The organism is Fictibacillus arsenicus, assembly GCF_001642935.1.
Classification (GTDB): Bacteria; Bacillota; Bacilli; order Bacillales; family Fictibacillaceae; genus Fictibacillus; species Fictibacillus arsenicus_B.
Genome location: NZ_CP016761.1, coordinates 1224304 through 1238976, shown reverse-complemented (window position 1 = coordinate 1238976; position 14673 = coordinate 1224304). Strand labels below are relative to the sequence as shown.

General features: G+C 38.5%; 13 protein-coding genes. 1 reads left to right on the top strand and 12 read right to left on the bottom strand.

Translation table 11 applies throughout. The features are described 5' to 3' along the window. Positions 1–52: 52 nt before the first annotated feature. The 12 genes from ABE41_RS06525 to ABE41_RS06470 all read right to left on the bottom strand — a co-directional run bounded on the left by ABE41_RS06525 (position 53) and on the right by ABE41_RS06470 (position 12632). Complete coding sequence (locus ABE41_RS06525) at positions 53–499, bottom strand: hypothetical protein (protein WP_156774238.1); 447 nt, start codon at positions 497–499, stop codon at positions 53–55. A gap of 339 nt (positions 500–838) precedes the next feature. Beyond that, the gene (locus ABE41_RS06520) at positions 839–1168 is read right to left on the bottom strand and encodes a hypothetical protein (RefSeq protein WP_066287777.1); all 330 of its coding nucleotides are present in this window, start codon (positions 1166–1168) and stop codon (positions 839–841) included. A 53-nt stretch (positions 1169–1221) separates the two neighbouring features. Then, positions 1222–1953: a DUF4145 domain-containing protein gene (locus ABE41_RS06515; protein ID WP_066287776.1), complete on the bottom strand. Its 732-nt coding sequence runs from the start codon at positions 1951–1953 to the stop codon at positions 1222–1224. 686 nt (positions 1954–2639) lie between these two features. Continuing rightward, positions 2640–3842, bottom strand: a complete 1203-nt coding sequence (locus ABE41_RS06510; protein ID WP_066287772.1) for a M24 family metallopeptidase — start codon at positions 3840–3842, stop codon at positions 2640–2642. A 19-nt stretch (positions 3843–3861) separates the two neighbouring features. After that, positions 3862–4824: an ABC transporter ATP-binding protein gene (locus ABE41_RS06505; RefSeq protein ID WP_066287768.1), complete on the bottom strand. Its 963-nt coding sequence runs from the start codon at positions 4822–4824 to the stop codon at positions 3862–3864. Next, the gene (locus ABE41_RS06500) at positions 4799–5803 is read right to left on the bottom strand and encodes an ABC transporter ATP-binding protein (protein WP_066287762.1); all 1005 of its coding nucleotides are present in this window, start codon (positions 5801–5803) and stop codon (positions 4799–4801) included. Before ABE41_RS06500 ends, ABE41_RS06505 begins: the two co-directional genes overlap by 26 nt. A gap of 21 nt (positions 5804–5824) precedes the next feature. Further along, positions 5825–6727, bottom strand: coding sequence for an ABC transporter permease (locus tag ABE41_RS06495; RefSeq protein ID WP_066287760.1), 903 nt, complete (start codon positions 6725–6727; stop codon positions 5825–5827). Positions 6728–6741: 14 nt separating this feature from the next. Continuing rightward, the gene (locus tag ABE41_RS06490) at positions 6742–7662 is read right to left on the bottom strand and encodes an ABC transporter permease (RefSeq protein ID WP_066287757.1); all 921 of its coding nucleotides are present in this window, start codon (positions 7660–7662) and stop codon (positions 6742–6744) included. 138 nt (positions 7663–7800) lie between these two features. Further along, positions 7801–9354 carry an ABC transporter substrate-binding protein gene (locus tag ABE41_RS06485; RefSeq protein ID WP_066287754.1) on the bottom strand — a complete coding sequence of 518 codons (1554 nt, stop codon included), beginning with the start codon at positions 9352–9354 and terminating at the stop codon, positions 7801–7803. Positions 9355–9467: 113 nt separating this feature from the next. Continuing rightward, the gene (locus ABE41_RS06480) at positions 9468–10307 is read right to left on the bottom strand and encodes a tetratricopeptide repeat protein (RefSeq protein ID WP_066287748.1); all 840 of its coding nucleotides are present in this window, start codon (positions 10305–10307) and stop codon (positions 9468–9470) included. Positions 10308–10322: 15 nt separating this feature from the next. Beyond that, a complete protein-coding gene (locus ABE41_RS06475) occupies positions 10323–11354 on the bottom strand; it encodes a dipeptidase (RefSeq protein ID WP_066287745.1) in 1032 nt (343 codons plus the stop codon). 66 nt (positions 11355–11420) lie between these two features. After that, complete coding sequence (locus ABE41_RS06470) at positions 11421–12632, bottom strand: metal-dependent hydrolase family protein (RefSeq protein ID WP_083207693.1); 1212 nt, start codon at positions 12630–12632, stop codon at positions 11421–11423. A 232-nt stretch (positions 12633–12864) separates the two neighbouring features. Between ABE41_RS06470 and ABE41_RS06465 the strand changes: the two genes are divergently transcribed. Beyond that, positions 12865–13764 (top strand): LysR family transcriptional regulator, encoded by a 900-nt coding sequence (locus ABE41_RS06465; RefSeq protein ID WP_066287739.1) that lies wholly within the window; start codon positions 12865–12867, stop codon positions 13762–13764. Positions 13765–14673: the final 909 nt, after the last annotated feature.

Below are 14673 nucleotides of genomic sequence, written 5' to 3'. Positions count from 1 at the left end.
AATGATATTATTCGGTCTGTTATTCAGTATGTAGAATAGTAACTTCATTATTTTACGTTTCTCTGAAACTGTTAAACTCCTTTATTGTACCCAATTCCATTGCTGCATATATCTGAATTATTGCCCGTTCATTCTCGTCCTCTACTCTTATCATTTGAATAGAATAATGATCGTAAATATAGTTCCTTGCATCTTGGATTGTCTGCAGTTGGGGAAAGCGATCTTTTAACGTTGTTAACTTGTATGACAGTGTTGCTTGTTTTCTTGTAGTTGCCCTTAAATCAACTCCAATGCGCTGTGCTAAGTTCCTAGAACGTCCAACATACAATGGTTTATTTTTTACAATAAGATAAACCCCCTCTATCGGCAAAAGGTATTCTCCAAATATTTTTTTGATTTCCCCTTCTGTTAGGGTGCGAATTGGAAACTTTGTTGCTGTTAATAGTTGATCCAGTCTCTCTTGTAATCTGTTGTTAATGTCCTGAAATGATACAATCATTTTCATCCCAACCCATTTCTCGTCCATATTTAAACATTGTGCACTCTCCTCGAATAATTAAATTTTTTTTTATAAGTATATCATCCTTTATAATACAAATATAATCGTATTCCTTTCTATGTATAGGGCAAAAGGAACCTGAAGGAAAAAGATAAGCATTTGGAAGAAAATTCAATGCTGTCGTTTCATAAACGATACTTATTGATACTCCTCACTTAAAGAACGGTTAATTAATGATTAACCACTTTCATCGTTTCATAAAAAAGTTAATTAGAAAATACTCTATAATCCATTATCCCCTTAAAATATATTAAAGCACTCGGTTAGAAGTGCTTATTTTTATGAATTAACCTTAATTACTGCTTCAATATTCTCGATAAGTTTTTCATTTGCAATAATTTTTTGATTGTTATTAACTTGTTTTAATTCGTATTCTTTTTTCAAAGCAAGAAGACTTTCTTGTAATGGAGTTACATTGTCTTCTTTAATTCTTTCCATAGATGAACGTCTATAAGTTTTTTCTGCTAATTCAAACCTTGCCTGTAATCTTTCAACTTTTACTTCCATTGCATCTAATTCTTGTTCTAATACATTGTTTTCTTCTTTTAGTTCCTTAAGCCATGCTTTTGCTTCTGACATACGAATTTCTGCTCTTTTATCACTATTCACCTTGACACCCCCTTCCTATCTACTAAATACGACAAAAAGGGATAATTTTCCTGCTACTTTTTGACTAAACTTTTTTCTCTCAACTCATATATACTTTCAAATATTCCTTCTACGATAATGATTGCAGGTCTAAGAGTTTTAATACATGGAATTTCTATTTCATGAACTGCACTATTACCTATGTCCCTTATTTCTTGTAAAATTCTACATTGATCCCATAGAATTAACTGTTTATCATATAATCCATATATCTTTCCTTCAAGGGATGTGGAATATACTTCATTACCTTTTTTAGAGATTTTAACTTTTTTATCTTCATCATAAAGTCTTCCACCCGTTATATTAGTTTTAAGACAAATTGCTTCAATTAACGTTCTTAACCCTGCTGCACAAAGAATATTAAACCGTTGATTAAAAACTTGGACTATTTGTGAATACAATTCTTTCAGTTCAGGATCAACATGATTAAAATTTTTTATTTTTAACTTATAATCTCCAAGGAAAAAATCATCTTTGGATGGTTTTGGTGGCTCTTCTGGAAACACTTTAAAAATATCTTTCCATTCCCTTTCACCCGTATATTCATTATAATCCCAAGTATCCTCATCACCATATTGTTCAACAAAAGCAATAGTGTCACATCCCAAGCATTGAACTATGTGATATTTCGCATGCCAGTGTATATCTGAATGATAATCTGCAACCTCACTATAAGTCTTTAAAATATGATGATTTCTAGCACCTTTACATACATTACAATAAACTTTTTCTTCTAATTTATTCACACAACATCACCCACTTCAATCTTACAATTAAAGGTAATAACTTACTATAAATAATTTTTCGTGGGTGTGTAAAATAACATGCTAGGCGAAAATTCAACTCAATTAGGGGTAATCATTACACATAATACTGCATAAAATGAACGTTTTACCGCTTAAAATTGCCTATATAAATTTGATTCTATACGGATTAGGAATATCAACTAAAAATAGACCACTATGCACCATGCAGTATGGTCTCAATCTAAATAAGCAGGAGCCTTAAATACCTGTATTTATATTATCGAGGCATTTCTTAATTACTTAGGTTTAATAGCTGAATTTTGAAACAGAGAAATGGGATATTTCAAAACGGTATTCTAATATCTCACCTAGTGCGTTCCATTAAAGTCTACCCTATTGAAACAAACAAGGAATAAACGATACACTCAAAAGGACAACATCATGAATAGAAAGTACCCCCCAAAAAAAGTAAAGGGTTCCTAACATAATAATTGGCATATAAAAACTCAAAAACTCGCCGCGAATTGGCGAGTTTTTTTAATCTATGGACCAGGATCAGTGCAACCCTTCTTCAACTATCTTTTCTTATGAATTCTGTGATGCGATGGCCGAGAACCTAGATTTGTGTTTTACCTATTTTAAGGGTGGGGATTTTCGTTTGTATTGCCACTCGCTCCTTCTCTTTCCTACAAAATCCACAGATCGCGCTTGAGTGGTGTTAATAATTCATATCCTTTATCTGTTATTAAAATATTTTCCTCGATGCCAAACCAGCCTTCACCTTCTTCATAAAAAGCAGGTTCGATAGCGAATACCATACCAGATTTCAGAATTAATTCTGATCCCAATTCAAAGGTCGGCATTTCATGAATGGATACTCCGATAGAATGTCCAACCCATCCGCGAGTTTCGTAGTATTTTCCATAGCCATGTGCATCGACAAATTCATCGACCACCTGGCATACTTCACCGGCAGTCACACCCGGTTTAATGAATTCCAGTCCTTTTTCACATGCGGCTACAGAGAAATCATATAGCTCTTTTTGTCTGTCAGAAGGTTGACCAATGATCGCCTCACGTATGATGTCGGAGTAATAACCTTTACAGCCCGGACCGCCGTCAATGAGAATTATTTCTCCTTTTTCAATTGGACGCTCACTTGGTGGACAATTGCTTTGTGTATACCGTTCCGCACCTGCTCTTATACCGAGAGGAAATACCTCATCTGCACCGAATTCGAACATCGCCTTGGAAATCTCTCTAAATAACTCCAATTCAGTCATCCCTGGATAAATGGAGTTAAGTGCTTTTTCATATGCCTTTATGTTGATATTACAAACATTTTTCATGTGGCTAATTTCCAGTTCGGATTTTATTGCACGAAGATCCCAAATGGACGGGCCAGCATCAATAATGGCAGCATCCTGTAAATGTCCCATCAGTTTACTGTAATCAGTGGTGTTCATGTGAATTCGAAAACCAACTCCGGTCTCCATACCGATTTTTCCTTTTGCCAATCCTTTCTTGGTGAGTACATCATAGATTGCATCCGGCAAGTTCGTAATTGCATCATCTCTTCCCAATGGGTCCCAAATTCTGAGATCCTCTACCCAAGTGGTAACCTTCAAAGCCTCACGGTTGCTATAACCACTCACCATCGTTACTTCTCCATCTTTTGTGATGATTGCACATGCCGGCTTTGATATACCACTACCCCATACGATCAGCTGGTATCCTGTAAAATATCTTGTATTCTCCTTTGTGGTGAGAATAACTGCATCCATCGCGTTTTCTTCCATCTTTTCCATCAACAATTTTAGTCGTTTTTTGTATTCCGACGCTGGAAATTCAAGCATAAATGGTTCTCTCATTGTAATCGCTTCTACCACTTTAATTACCCCTTTCTAGTTATAAATGGCATGCCATAAGATGGCTTCCGCCAATATCCTTCAGTTGCGGTTCCACTTTTTTGCATTTCTCAGTAACAAATTTACAACGGGTATGAAAGCGACAGCCTGTTGGCGGATGTGCCGGACTAGGAATATCCCCTTCCAACACAATTCTTTGGGTTGCCAAACCAGGATTAGGTACAGGAATCGCACTTAACAAAGCTTGGGTATACGGATGAGATGGATTTTCGAATAGTGTTTTCTTATCAGCAGTTTCAACAATTTTCCCCATATACATAACGGCGATACGATCACAAATGTGGTGTACGACGCTAAGGTCATGTGAAATAAAAAGATAGGTTAACTTCAACTCTTTTTGCAAATCTTGCATAAGGTTTATGATTTGGGCTTGCACTGAAACGTCCAAAGCCGAAACTGGCTCATCACAAACCAGCAACGATGGATTTAACGCAAGTGCTCTCGCGATGCCGATCCGCTGCCTTTGTCCTCCACTAAACTCGTGCGGGTACCGATTGATATGCTGGGGTCCTAGACCCACTGCTTCCAAGAGATGCAAGATTCGGTCTGTTCTTTCTTTTCTGGTGTACATATTATGGATTTCTAATACTTCTCCGATCGTATCGGCTATGGTAAAGCGTGGATCTAAAGACGAATACGGATCCTGGAAAATGATCTGAATTTCTCGGCGCAGTTTCTTCATGCTGTCTTTCGGAAGGTCCTGGATATATTTCCCTTTATAAATAACCTGACCATCTGTAGGCTCGATGAGTCTTAGAATCATCCTTCCAGTTGTTGATTTTCCACAACCACTTTCTCCAACAAGTCCAAATGTCTCCCCTTCGAGAATAGAAAAACTAATGCCATCTACAGCTTTAACAGCCCCGACTGTTTTGGAAAAGAGTCCTTTATTGATTGGGAAGTATTTTTTTAGATTTTTAACTTGCAGTAGTCCTTGATTCATGAGCTCCCTCCTCTCCGTATTTCCAACATCTTACTTGAGTGTTATCTTCCAAGTGTATGAGCTCAGGTTCTTTTTCTAAGCACACCGGCATTGCGTATTTACATCTCGGGTGAAACCTGCAGCCAGTTGGGAAATGATGAGGACTTGGAACTGTACCGGGAATGGCTGATAGCCTCTCTACCGGTTTATCAATATTCGGAATGGAATCAAGCAATCCTTCGGTATAAGGATGTTTGGGGTTGTTAAAAATCGTTTTTGTATCAGCATATTCCATCACTTTTCCCGCATACATAACCATGATTTTTTCAGCCATTTCTGCAACAACTCCAAGGTTATGGGTAATCAGGATAATAGAGGTGTTAAATTCTGCTTTCAGATCACTCATTAGTTTTAGAATTTGTGCTTGAATCGTAACATCCAACGCGGTAGTCGGTTCATCCGCGATCAATAAATCCGGATTACATGCAAGTGCCATTGCGATCATTACTCTTTGTCTCATTCCACCACTCAATTGATTGGGATATTCATGAATCCGACTTTCTGGCATGGAAATACCGACAAGCCGTAAAATTTTAACCGCTTTTTCTTTCGCTTCCTTTTTTGGTAATTTTTGGTGATATTGAAACACCTCCATCAACTGTTTTCCAATCGTAAATACCGGATTTAAAGAGGTCATCGGTTCCTGGAAAATCATTGATATTTCATTTCCTCTAATTCTTCGATACTCTGAGCCACTAATTTTGCAAAGATCTTTTCCTTTAAAATTAATACTTCCTTCTACAATCTTTCCCGGTGGAGATGGAACAAGTCCCATGATCGATAATGACATCATACTTTTACCGCAACCAGATTCGCCTACGATCCCTAGTGTTTCACCTTTCCCCAGCTGCAGATCCACACCATCTACCGCTCTAACAGTGACTTCTTCCGTGAAGAAATATGTTTTTAACCCTTTAATGTCTAATAATTTTTCATCCATTTTTTTCACCTGCTTCCCTTATCAGTTTTTTAGCTTGGGATCGAGTGCATCTCTTAAGCCATCCCCAACTAGACTGAAGCTCAGTACAACCAATGTAATCGCAGTTCCTGGCGCAATTGCTGCAAGCGGTGCACTTCTCAGCAATTCTCTCGCTTTACTTAACATGGCTCCCCACTCTGGATTGGGAGGCTGCACGCCTAGTCCAATAAAGGAAAGACCAGAAGCAGTTAAGATTGCCGTACCCATCATAAGGGTTGTTTGCACAATGACAGGTGATAATGAATTGGGAATAATATGCCGTAAAATAATCCTAAGATTAGACGCGCCGGCTGCCTTGCATGCCTCAATGTACTCCATCTCTTTTAACGAAATGACAGAAGCCCGGATTATCCGCGCAAAGTCCGGAACGGAGAAAATCGCTACCGCCATCATGGTATTAACTAAACCATTTCCTAACACCGCGACAATTACGATTGCCAGTAAAATACCTGGGAAAGCCAATAATATATCGACAAATCTCATAATGAGGGTTTCAATTTTGCCACCATAATAACCTGCTGTAACGCCAAGTACTAAACCTACAATCAGCGCCAAGCCTACACTTGCCATACTTATTTCCAAAGAGATTCTTGCGCCGTAGATTAACCGGGACAAAGTATCTCTTCCCAAATTATCTGTCCCGAGCCAATGCTCTGCACTCGCCCCTTGGAAATTGTTTGCCAAATCCTGTTGAAGCGGATCATAAGGGGCAAATAGTGGTCCGAATATTGCCGTAATTACAAAAATAATAATAATGATTCCACCAACGATAGAAACTTTTCTTTTTAAAAAGCGCTTTAATACCTGGTTCTTAATCTCCCTTGGATTGGCTTTGAATTTCTCCACCTCTGGCAATGTTCCCATTTTTGCTACCGGCTGGTCCATGCGAGTCACTCCCCTCAGTTGTAGCGAATTCTTGGATCTATAATTCGATATACAATATCTACTAGCACATTAATCAAGACGAAGCTTGTCGCCACGACAAGTACCGTTCCTTGTACGGCAGGATAATCACGGGTCAATACAGCATCTACCATAAAACGGCCGATACCTGGAACCGCAAACACACTTTCTACCAGCACCGTACCAGCCAATAATCCTCCAAAACGTAACCCAATAACTGTAACAACTGGGATCAACGCATTTTTTAAGGCATGAACGTAAATAACGATTCGTTCGGGCAAGCCCTTGGCTCTTGCCGTTCGAATGAAGTCTTGCCTAATCACATCAAGCATACTGGACCTTGTCATCCTAGCAATCAAGCCCATAGATTGTGCTCCCAGGGTGATGATAGGGAGAATATAATGAATCGGCGAGCTTATCCCAATCGTTGGAAGCCATCCAAGATATAACGAAAAAACGAGCATCAGCAACAGCCCCAAAAAGTAGGATGGGGTTGAAATAGAAGCAAGTGACAATATCATGATCAGATTATCTCCGAATTTATTTTGTTTAATGGCAGCAATAATGCCACAAAGCACGCCAAAAATAGTCGCGAAAATTGTTGCGCCAACCGCGATTGTAGCAGTGATAGGGAGTCTCTCCGCGATTTCCTGCGTAACAGGAAGACCTGTTCTTATCGACATTCCTAAGTCTCCTGTAAGTGCATTACCTATAAAAATACCAAATTGTTCGTATAACGGTTTATTAAGTCCTAGTTCTTCCCTTGCTTTTTCAATTATTTCTTGTGACGCTTCAATCCCAACCATCGTTCTTGCTGGATCCCCAGGGATCATATGAAGCATACTAAATACCAAAATCGTAACACCCATTAAAACGGGGAATATCTGCAAAAGTCTTTTAATAATGAAGCTTAACATTTTTCCCACCTCCATTATCTCCCTCACTGGAACCAAACTACTTTATTATCTTGAAAGGTCGTTATTCAGAATGGATTGTAGACTCGCTTAGTCAAGTTGACCTCCACCAAGCGAGTAATTAATCTTCCTTTAAGTTGTTTATTTTTCAATGTATGCTTTCTCAAATGTAATCAAGGTTAACGGGCTTACTGTTACTTCCTTCACCTTGTCTTTTTTTGCAACAATCACGTATTGATCGTAGAGCCAGAATGCAACTGGATCTTCGAGGTAAACAATCTCTTGTGCACGTTTATAGAGAGCTTTTCGCTTATTTGGATCTATCTCTTTCATTGCCTTATAAATCACATCATCAAACTCTTTATTCGAGTAGAAACCGTAGTTTTGAACGTTTGTTTTTGCAGTAGCGTAGATCGGTCGCATACCCTTGTCCGCATCCATAGTAGATGGTGCAGCGCCCATGATAAAGATACCTTGATTAAATTTATCCGGAGTTACGCCGCCCCACTCTTTTACGATCTCACTCCACTCTTTCACGTCAATTGTTGCTTCGATACCTACGTTTTTCAACTGTGCAGCTAATGCCTCGGCAAGTTCTACCCCTTGTATATATCGTTCCGTGGTGGTAATTTTCGTCTTAAATCCATTTGGATAGCCTGCCTCTGCCAACAATTTCTTTGCTTTTTCGGGGTCGTATGGAATTGAACCGAGATCAGTATAGCCCCATGTTACTTTTGCTAATGCACTGGTAGACAATTCACCTAAACCAGGTACAACGTTATCTAAAATTGATTGCCTGTCAATCGCATAAGATACCGCTTGTCTTACGCGTGTATCATTAAACGGTTTTTTCGAAACGTCAAATCTAAACTGTCTCTGATTGTTTCCAAGGAGTTTAGTAATCTCGATCCCTTTGACAGACTCAAGTCTTTTCAGTTCTTTTGCTGGGATTTGTTGTATTACATCCACCTCTCCCGTTTCTAATGCCATTACACGAGATGCTGCTTCGGGAATCGGTTTGTAAACGATTGTTTTGGTCACACCTTTTTTGCCGAAATAATCTTCAAAACGTTCCAGAACGATTTGTTCATCCTTTTTCCACTCAACAACTTTATATGGACCAGTACCACCAACACTAGATTTCGCTGTTTTCCCAAGATTTTTACCATATGCTTCTATCGCTTTAGGACTGATGATCCCACCTGACGTATTCGCCATGCTGGCTTTAAAAGCACCGAATGGCTCCTTGGTGGTAAAGCTTACCGTATAGTCATCGATAACCTTTACTTCCTTTATCATTTCATACGATTGGTACTGCGCTAACCCATTATCTTTATTGAGGAAACGATCGAAGCTCTTTTTCACAGCTTCTGCGTTAAAGTCTTCACCGTCTTGGAATTTAACCCCTTTCTTTAATTTAAACGTCCATACTTTTCCGTCCTTAGACACTTCCCATGATTTTGCTAAATCGCCTACTATTTCTTGTTTTTCATTAAATTTCAGTAATCCATTGTAAAGCATTCTAATTACTTGCTCAGAGGTGTTGTCATTCATATGCTGCGGATCTAAAGTTTGAGCATCCGTATTAGGAGCAAACACTAACTTATCTGTAGTTTGATCTCCGCTAGTGGGAAAAGAGCACCCAACAAGAGCTAGTACCAAGCTTAATGAAAGCAAAAATGATAATTTCCTCATATTATCCCCCTCCAAATCTACTTTACTTCATTTATACTTTGGCATACGCTGTTGTCATTCTAGTATTCGTTCTTTCAAAGATGCCGACCTCGAATGCATTGATTATATAAACCTCAATAACTAGATAAAGAATCACTCTTGGACATATTGCTTAGTTCCGCTTCAGCTGCCAAATAGCCAAATGCGGACCATTGCGTTGAATCTTCAACGATTCTCTTAAACATAGCCTTTGCTTTCTCTATTTCACCGTACACAAGATAATAATGTCCCAACCCATAACCTTGTGTGGCAAGTTCTAAGTCAGGAAGCTGTGCACCTTCAAAATACAGAAGTTCCTCTGGTTTTAGTAAACCTTTATACATAAGCAATCTTCTATGGTAAGAAGCATTTTCTCCTGGATCTGTATCCTCTGTAATGGGTTCAATCAGTTTTATGGCTTCTTCTTTTTTCCCTAGACGCATAAGGGTCATCCAGTACCAATCTGCAATGGCTACATATTTATCATCAGTATCAGTAATCTCCATGCATTTTCTGTATACGCTTTCAGAACGTTTGAAATCACCTAGTAAGTAATAGGCTAGGCCCAAATGGTACCAGGTATCCCAGTTCGTTGAATCAATACGTGATGATAGCTCAAAGTCAGCTGCTGCTTGTTTGTACATGCGTATAGATAAGTGACGGTGTCCTCTGTGCCTGTATACCAAAGCATGGAAAGGATCATAGCTTAATGCGATTGAGTACGCATCGATTGCCTCTCTAAAAAGCAAGGATTTGGATAATGCAATTCCTTTTATCATCCATAAATCCGCGTTATTCGGTGTTTTCTCTAGCTCTTCGTTAATTCCCGCTACTTCCTTGGACATTTCTAATATTGATTTAGACCAACCTAGCTGATTTTCTCTTGAATCTCTTTGCTCAGTTAATGCTATATTCATGAATGTGCCTTTTTTCATTTCAATGTCCCCATTCTATTTTGAACTTGAAACAACATTCCTTTCTGATTTCCAAACTTGCTTTAACACTCTCGTAAAGTTGCCGCCTAAAAACTTCCCGATAGCTTCTTCACTGTATCCTCTCTTTTTTAAACCTACAATTACGTTATCGATCTCTTTTACACCTTTAAAATTTTTGGCATGAGATACTATTGGTTCAGAGCCTACTCTTCTGTAATATTCACTCACCACTTCTGGGTATAAATTTGCTTGGACTAACGTACCTGATTGATCTTCCTTATCATCAAGCGTTATATCACTGCCAAACCCTACATGGTTAATCCCTACTAGATTGATAATGTATTCTACATGATCTAAATAATCATCAAGGGATGGCTGCTTGTCTAATTCTGAATTCCAAAGAATCGCTGACCAGGGAGTTAATCCGATCACGCCGCCCTTCTCCGCAAGTAGCTTGATCTCTTCATCTGTTTTATTTCGTGGATTATCACTTATGTTTTTCACATTAGCATGGGAGATTACGATAGGCTGAGAACTGGCTTTAATCGCTTCTAATACAGTTAATTTGCTGCAGTGCGAGACATCGATAAGCATACCCAGCCGGTTCATCTCAGCGATTAACTCCCTGCCAAAGTCAGTAAGACCACGATCTGTTGATTCCGTGCAACCCGTACCGATATAATTCGATTTATTATAAGTGAGTTGAACAACCCTCACCCCAAGTTCATAGAAAACGCGAAGGTTATCCAAAGAATTCCCTATTGGATATGGTTCCTGGAAAGCTAAAATGATAGACTTTTTACCTACTTGAGCATTTTTGACTAAATCATCATAAGATCGAGCTACACATATCTTTTTCTCTTCCTTATCTGCCAAATTATAGATCTTACCAATTGAGCGAATTGTTTCCGAAAAACCTTCAAAAGAAGACAAGGTTAGGAAGAAGGCGCTTAATTTAGATCGATGTACCGCATCTGAACACCCTTCAAATTCGCCTTCAGCATATGCACAGCCATCAATCGTTAAAGATTCTGATACACTTCCCATACTATTTTCCTCCTTAATTTTAGTTTAATTGCAACCCACCAAACTTGACACGAGAACGGATGTTTATCAGTCTATGAAAAGCTTCTGACCAACCGTAAAAAGTCGATTGATTTCCTGGTGTTTGACAAACTCAACTTTGCCTGCTTTCATGACAAAATGAACATCTGCCAATCGAGATAGATCTTCTAACGGGTCACCTGGTACTGCAATCACATCTGCAAACTTACCGGCATCAATAGTACCTGTGTGATCGGCTAATCCACAAAGTTCAGCTGCATGTTTTGTCCCCGCTTGTAATGCCTCCATCGGTGAGTAACCGACTTGAGTCAGGAACTGCATTTCTTCATAAATCTTGCCATGAACCTCATCGGTACCAAGTGCGATCTTTAAACCAGAGCCTCTTGTAAGTGCCAACGTTCCAAGTAAAGTATCTGTATAACCTTTAACCTTCTCTTTCATAAAAGCTGGTACCTCAGGATGTTTAAGAATTGCGTAATAGATTCCAGCGGTAACGACCAAATAGGTACCGTGTTGAACCATTAGCTGAATATCTTCTTCCGTGAGATAGAGTCCATGTTCGATGGAATCAATTCCTGCCTTAATCGCTGATCTTACCCCTGGACCACCATAACCATGACCGGCAACCTTCCGTCCATTGCGATGTGCCTCGTCTATTACTGCCACAATTTCTTCATCCGTGAACTCCGTTGTGAGCATGTTGGAACCAGCAGTAGATACACCACCAGTTACCATTATTTTGATTAAGTCTGCACCATTTTTTATCTCTTCCCGCACGGCTGTACGCAATCCATTTGGACCATCTGCTTCACGGCCAAGAAAATAACCGTGACCACCTGTACGTACGATATTTCGACCAGCCACCAGCAACCTCGGACCTTGAACCAAGCCTTCCTCAATCGCCCGTTTCATCATTGAACCAATACGTTCTTTTTCACCTACGCTCCGGAGAGTAGTTATCCCAGCATGCAGGATATCCCGTGCGTTCCTAGTACACTTAATTGAGATATATTCAATCGGTTCTTGACACTGAGCTTCTTCGTCACCAACATCGATTCCAAGATGATCGTGGCAATCGATAAGACCTGGGAGAACTGTGAGATGACTTAGATCTATTACATTCCCTTCACTAAGATCTAATTGGTCTGCCGGCCTCACCCATTGAATTTTGCCATTCTCGACTGAGATAGCCATGTTCTGCATTGGTGCTTTACCAGATCCATCAATTAAAGTTCCACAGACTATTACTTTTGACATCATACCCTCACCCCTTAATTAGAATAATTGGTTGTAAAATTAGCGCATTGATCTGGAACAATCTTTATGCAATGCGTATTCCTAACTGAAAAATTATTGAGGATCTTGTGTCATCCCCTCCCACTCTTGTCTTAGTTTTTATTTTATATAGAAATTAAAAATATTTCCAATATTTAAAAAATTGAATTATAATACTTTTTAAGTATAAGTACTTTAGAAACGAGGGGTAATCAACATGGAACTAAGGCACTTAAGATACTTTGTGACCGTTGCCGAAGAATTGAATTTTAGCCGTGCCGCTGTTCGCTTAAATATATCCCAACCCCCACTCAGTCAACAGATTCAACAATTAGAAAGCGAATTAGGAGTTCCGTTATTTTATCGCACAAAACGTAAAGTTGAATTAACCGATTCGGGAAAAGTTTTTTTGGGAAAAGCATATAAAATTCTATTTGAGGTGGAGAAAGCATGCGATCACACAAAGAAAGCGTACGAAGGGAAATATGGCCAGTTGGTGATTGGATTTACGGGTTCAGCAACATACGACTTCATTCCTTTACTACAATCTTATAGAGCGAAGTTTCCGCTCGTTGAGGTGATCGTTCACCAGATGAGCACACCCGAGCAAGTTCTTGCGTTAAATGAAGAGCGAATTGATGTAGGTCTTATTTGCACACCCATCGCCATCGAAAACAGTAAATTAAACATTTCACCCATCCGTAGACAACATTTTATTGCTGTTTTACCTGAAACTCATAAGATGGCAAAAAAAAAATTCCCTCTTGAGATACGGGAATTAGCGGAAGACACGTTTATTATGACCCCAAGACAAGAGGGGTCCGTTTATTATGACACCATTATGAGTATTTTCCATAAAGTGGGATTTATACCAAAAATAACAACCGCCCATGTATCAACAGCTGTTACATCTCTTGTTTCCGCTGGAATGGGGGTAGCTCTACTACCATATTTATTGGAAAATCTTCAAATGAAAGGAGTAGTTTTCAAAGAGATTACAGACACCACTACAAAGATCGAAACAGCAGTTGCCTGGCGGCATAATGAAAAATCAAGTATTGTAGATCCTTTTATTACACTTGTAAAAGAATTTGTTATACAAGATTCAGTAAAATAACTGTACAATATGGTTTTCAAATCAATATAAAGATTATAAAAAAGGAGTTTTGCAGATCTTACAACTCTAGAAAAAAAGTTGATCAAACCTTTATCTAAGTACCTTACATCCCCGGACCCATGTTAGCTCTATATTGAATCTTCTATAATTCAACCGGTAACAACAGATAGTCGGGCTCTCACACATCTGTAGGTTCCTTTTTCGTTTGTTATTTGGTCATACGGAACGAGTCTAGAGGATTAAAATATTAAATAAAATCAGTTCCTTTATAGAAAACAGGCCTAGCGTCTGCTTTTTTTTGTTCTCTTTTATATTTCCCACTCTTGCATCATGAATCGTAAAACTACCGAAGTTCCCTACCTTTCCATCAGGGTAGCCACTTTACCCCCTTGAACTCCTGCCTAGGGTGTCTTTCGTCTCCACGTCAAAAGGACGAAAGTCATTTAATTCCTAAATGTTTTGTGTTTAAATATTCTTAGATCTTTACTACTCACTCGAATTTATCCAAACTTACGAATTTTCATAGAACCCCTATTTTGGTACAATTTACCTTAATTGTACCAAATAGTTCATAAAAGTATGTAAAAACAAATGAACGTTCGTAAATCTTTTTTAATAGTTTTATGAACGCATAAATCTAGTATGTTATTAAGTTAGGTCTACTGTTCGTAAAAGTGCACTTTAACGAACCAGTGTATTAAATTAAAAAAACACGCTCATTTGCGTGTTTTAACTATAATAGACGTAACTATTCTCTTTTTTCAGGAAATTTTATTATTTTATTCAAGGAAAAATTTTGTTTTTCATTAATTTCAACTCCCTGATCCTCAGCAAATATACAATTATCACATATCGGTAGGTAAGACATTTCTTTTAATATTATCCAATCTGTATAGTGAATTTGAATCC

Coding starts and splice junctions, on each gene's coding strand:
- ABE41_RS06525 (WP_156774238.1), bottom strand. CDS start 499: ATGATTGTATCATTTCAGGACATTAACAACAGATTACAAGAGAGACTG.
- ABE41_RS06500 (WP_066287762.1), bottom strand. CDS start 5,803: ATGGATGAAAAATTATTAGACATTAAAGGGTTAAAAACATATTTCTTC.
- ABE41_RS06480 (WP_066287748.1), bottom strand. CDS start 10,307: ATGAAAAAAGGCACATTCATGAATATAGCATTAACTGAGCAAAGAGAT.
- ABE41_RS06490 (WP_066287757.1), bottom strand. CDS start 7,662: ATGTTAAGCTTCATTATTAAAAGACTTTTGCAGATATTCCCCGTTTTA.
- ABE41_RS06475 (WP_066287745.1), bottom strand. CDS start 11,354: ATGGGAAGTGTATCAGAATCTTTAACGATTGATGGCTGTGCATATGCT.
- ABE41_RS06465 (WP_066287739.1), top strand. CDS start 12,865: ATGGAACTAAGGCACTTAAGATACTTTGTGACCGTTGCCGAAGAATTG.
- ABE41_RS06505 (WP_066287768.1), bottom strand. CDS start 4,824: ATGAATCAAGGACTACTGCAAGTTAAAAATCTAAAAAAATACTTCCCA.
- ABE41_RS06485 (WP_066287754.1), bottom strand. CDS start 9,354: ATGAGGAAATTATCATTTTTGCTTTCATTAAGCTTGGTACTAGCTCTT.
- ABE41_RS06470 (WP_083207693.1), bottom strand. CDS start 12,632: ATGATGTCAAAAGTAATAGTCTGTGGAACTTTAATTGATGGATCTGGT.
- ABE41_RS06495 (WP_066287760.1), bottom strand. CDS start 6,727: ATGGACCAGCCGGTAGCAAAAATGGGAACATTGCCAGAGGTGGAGAAA.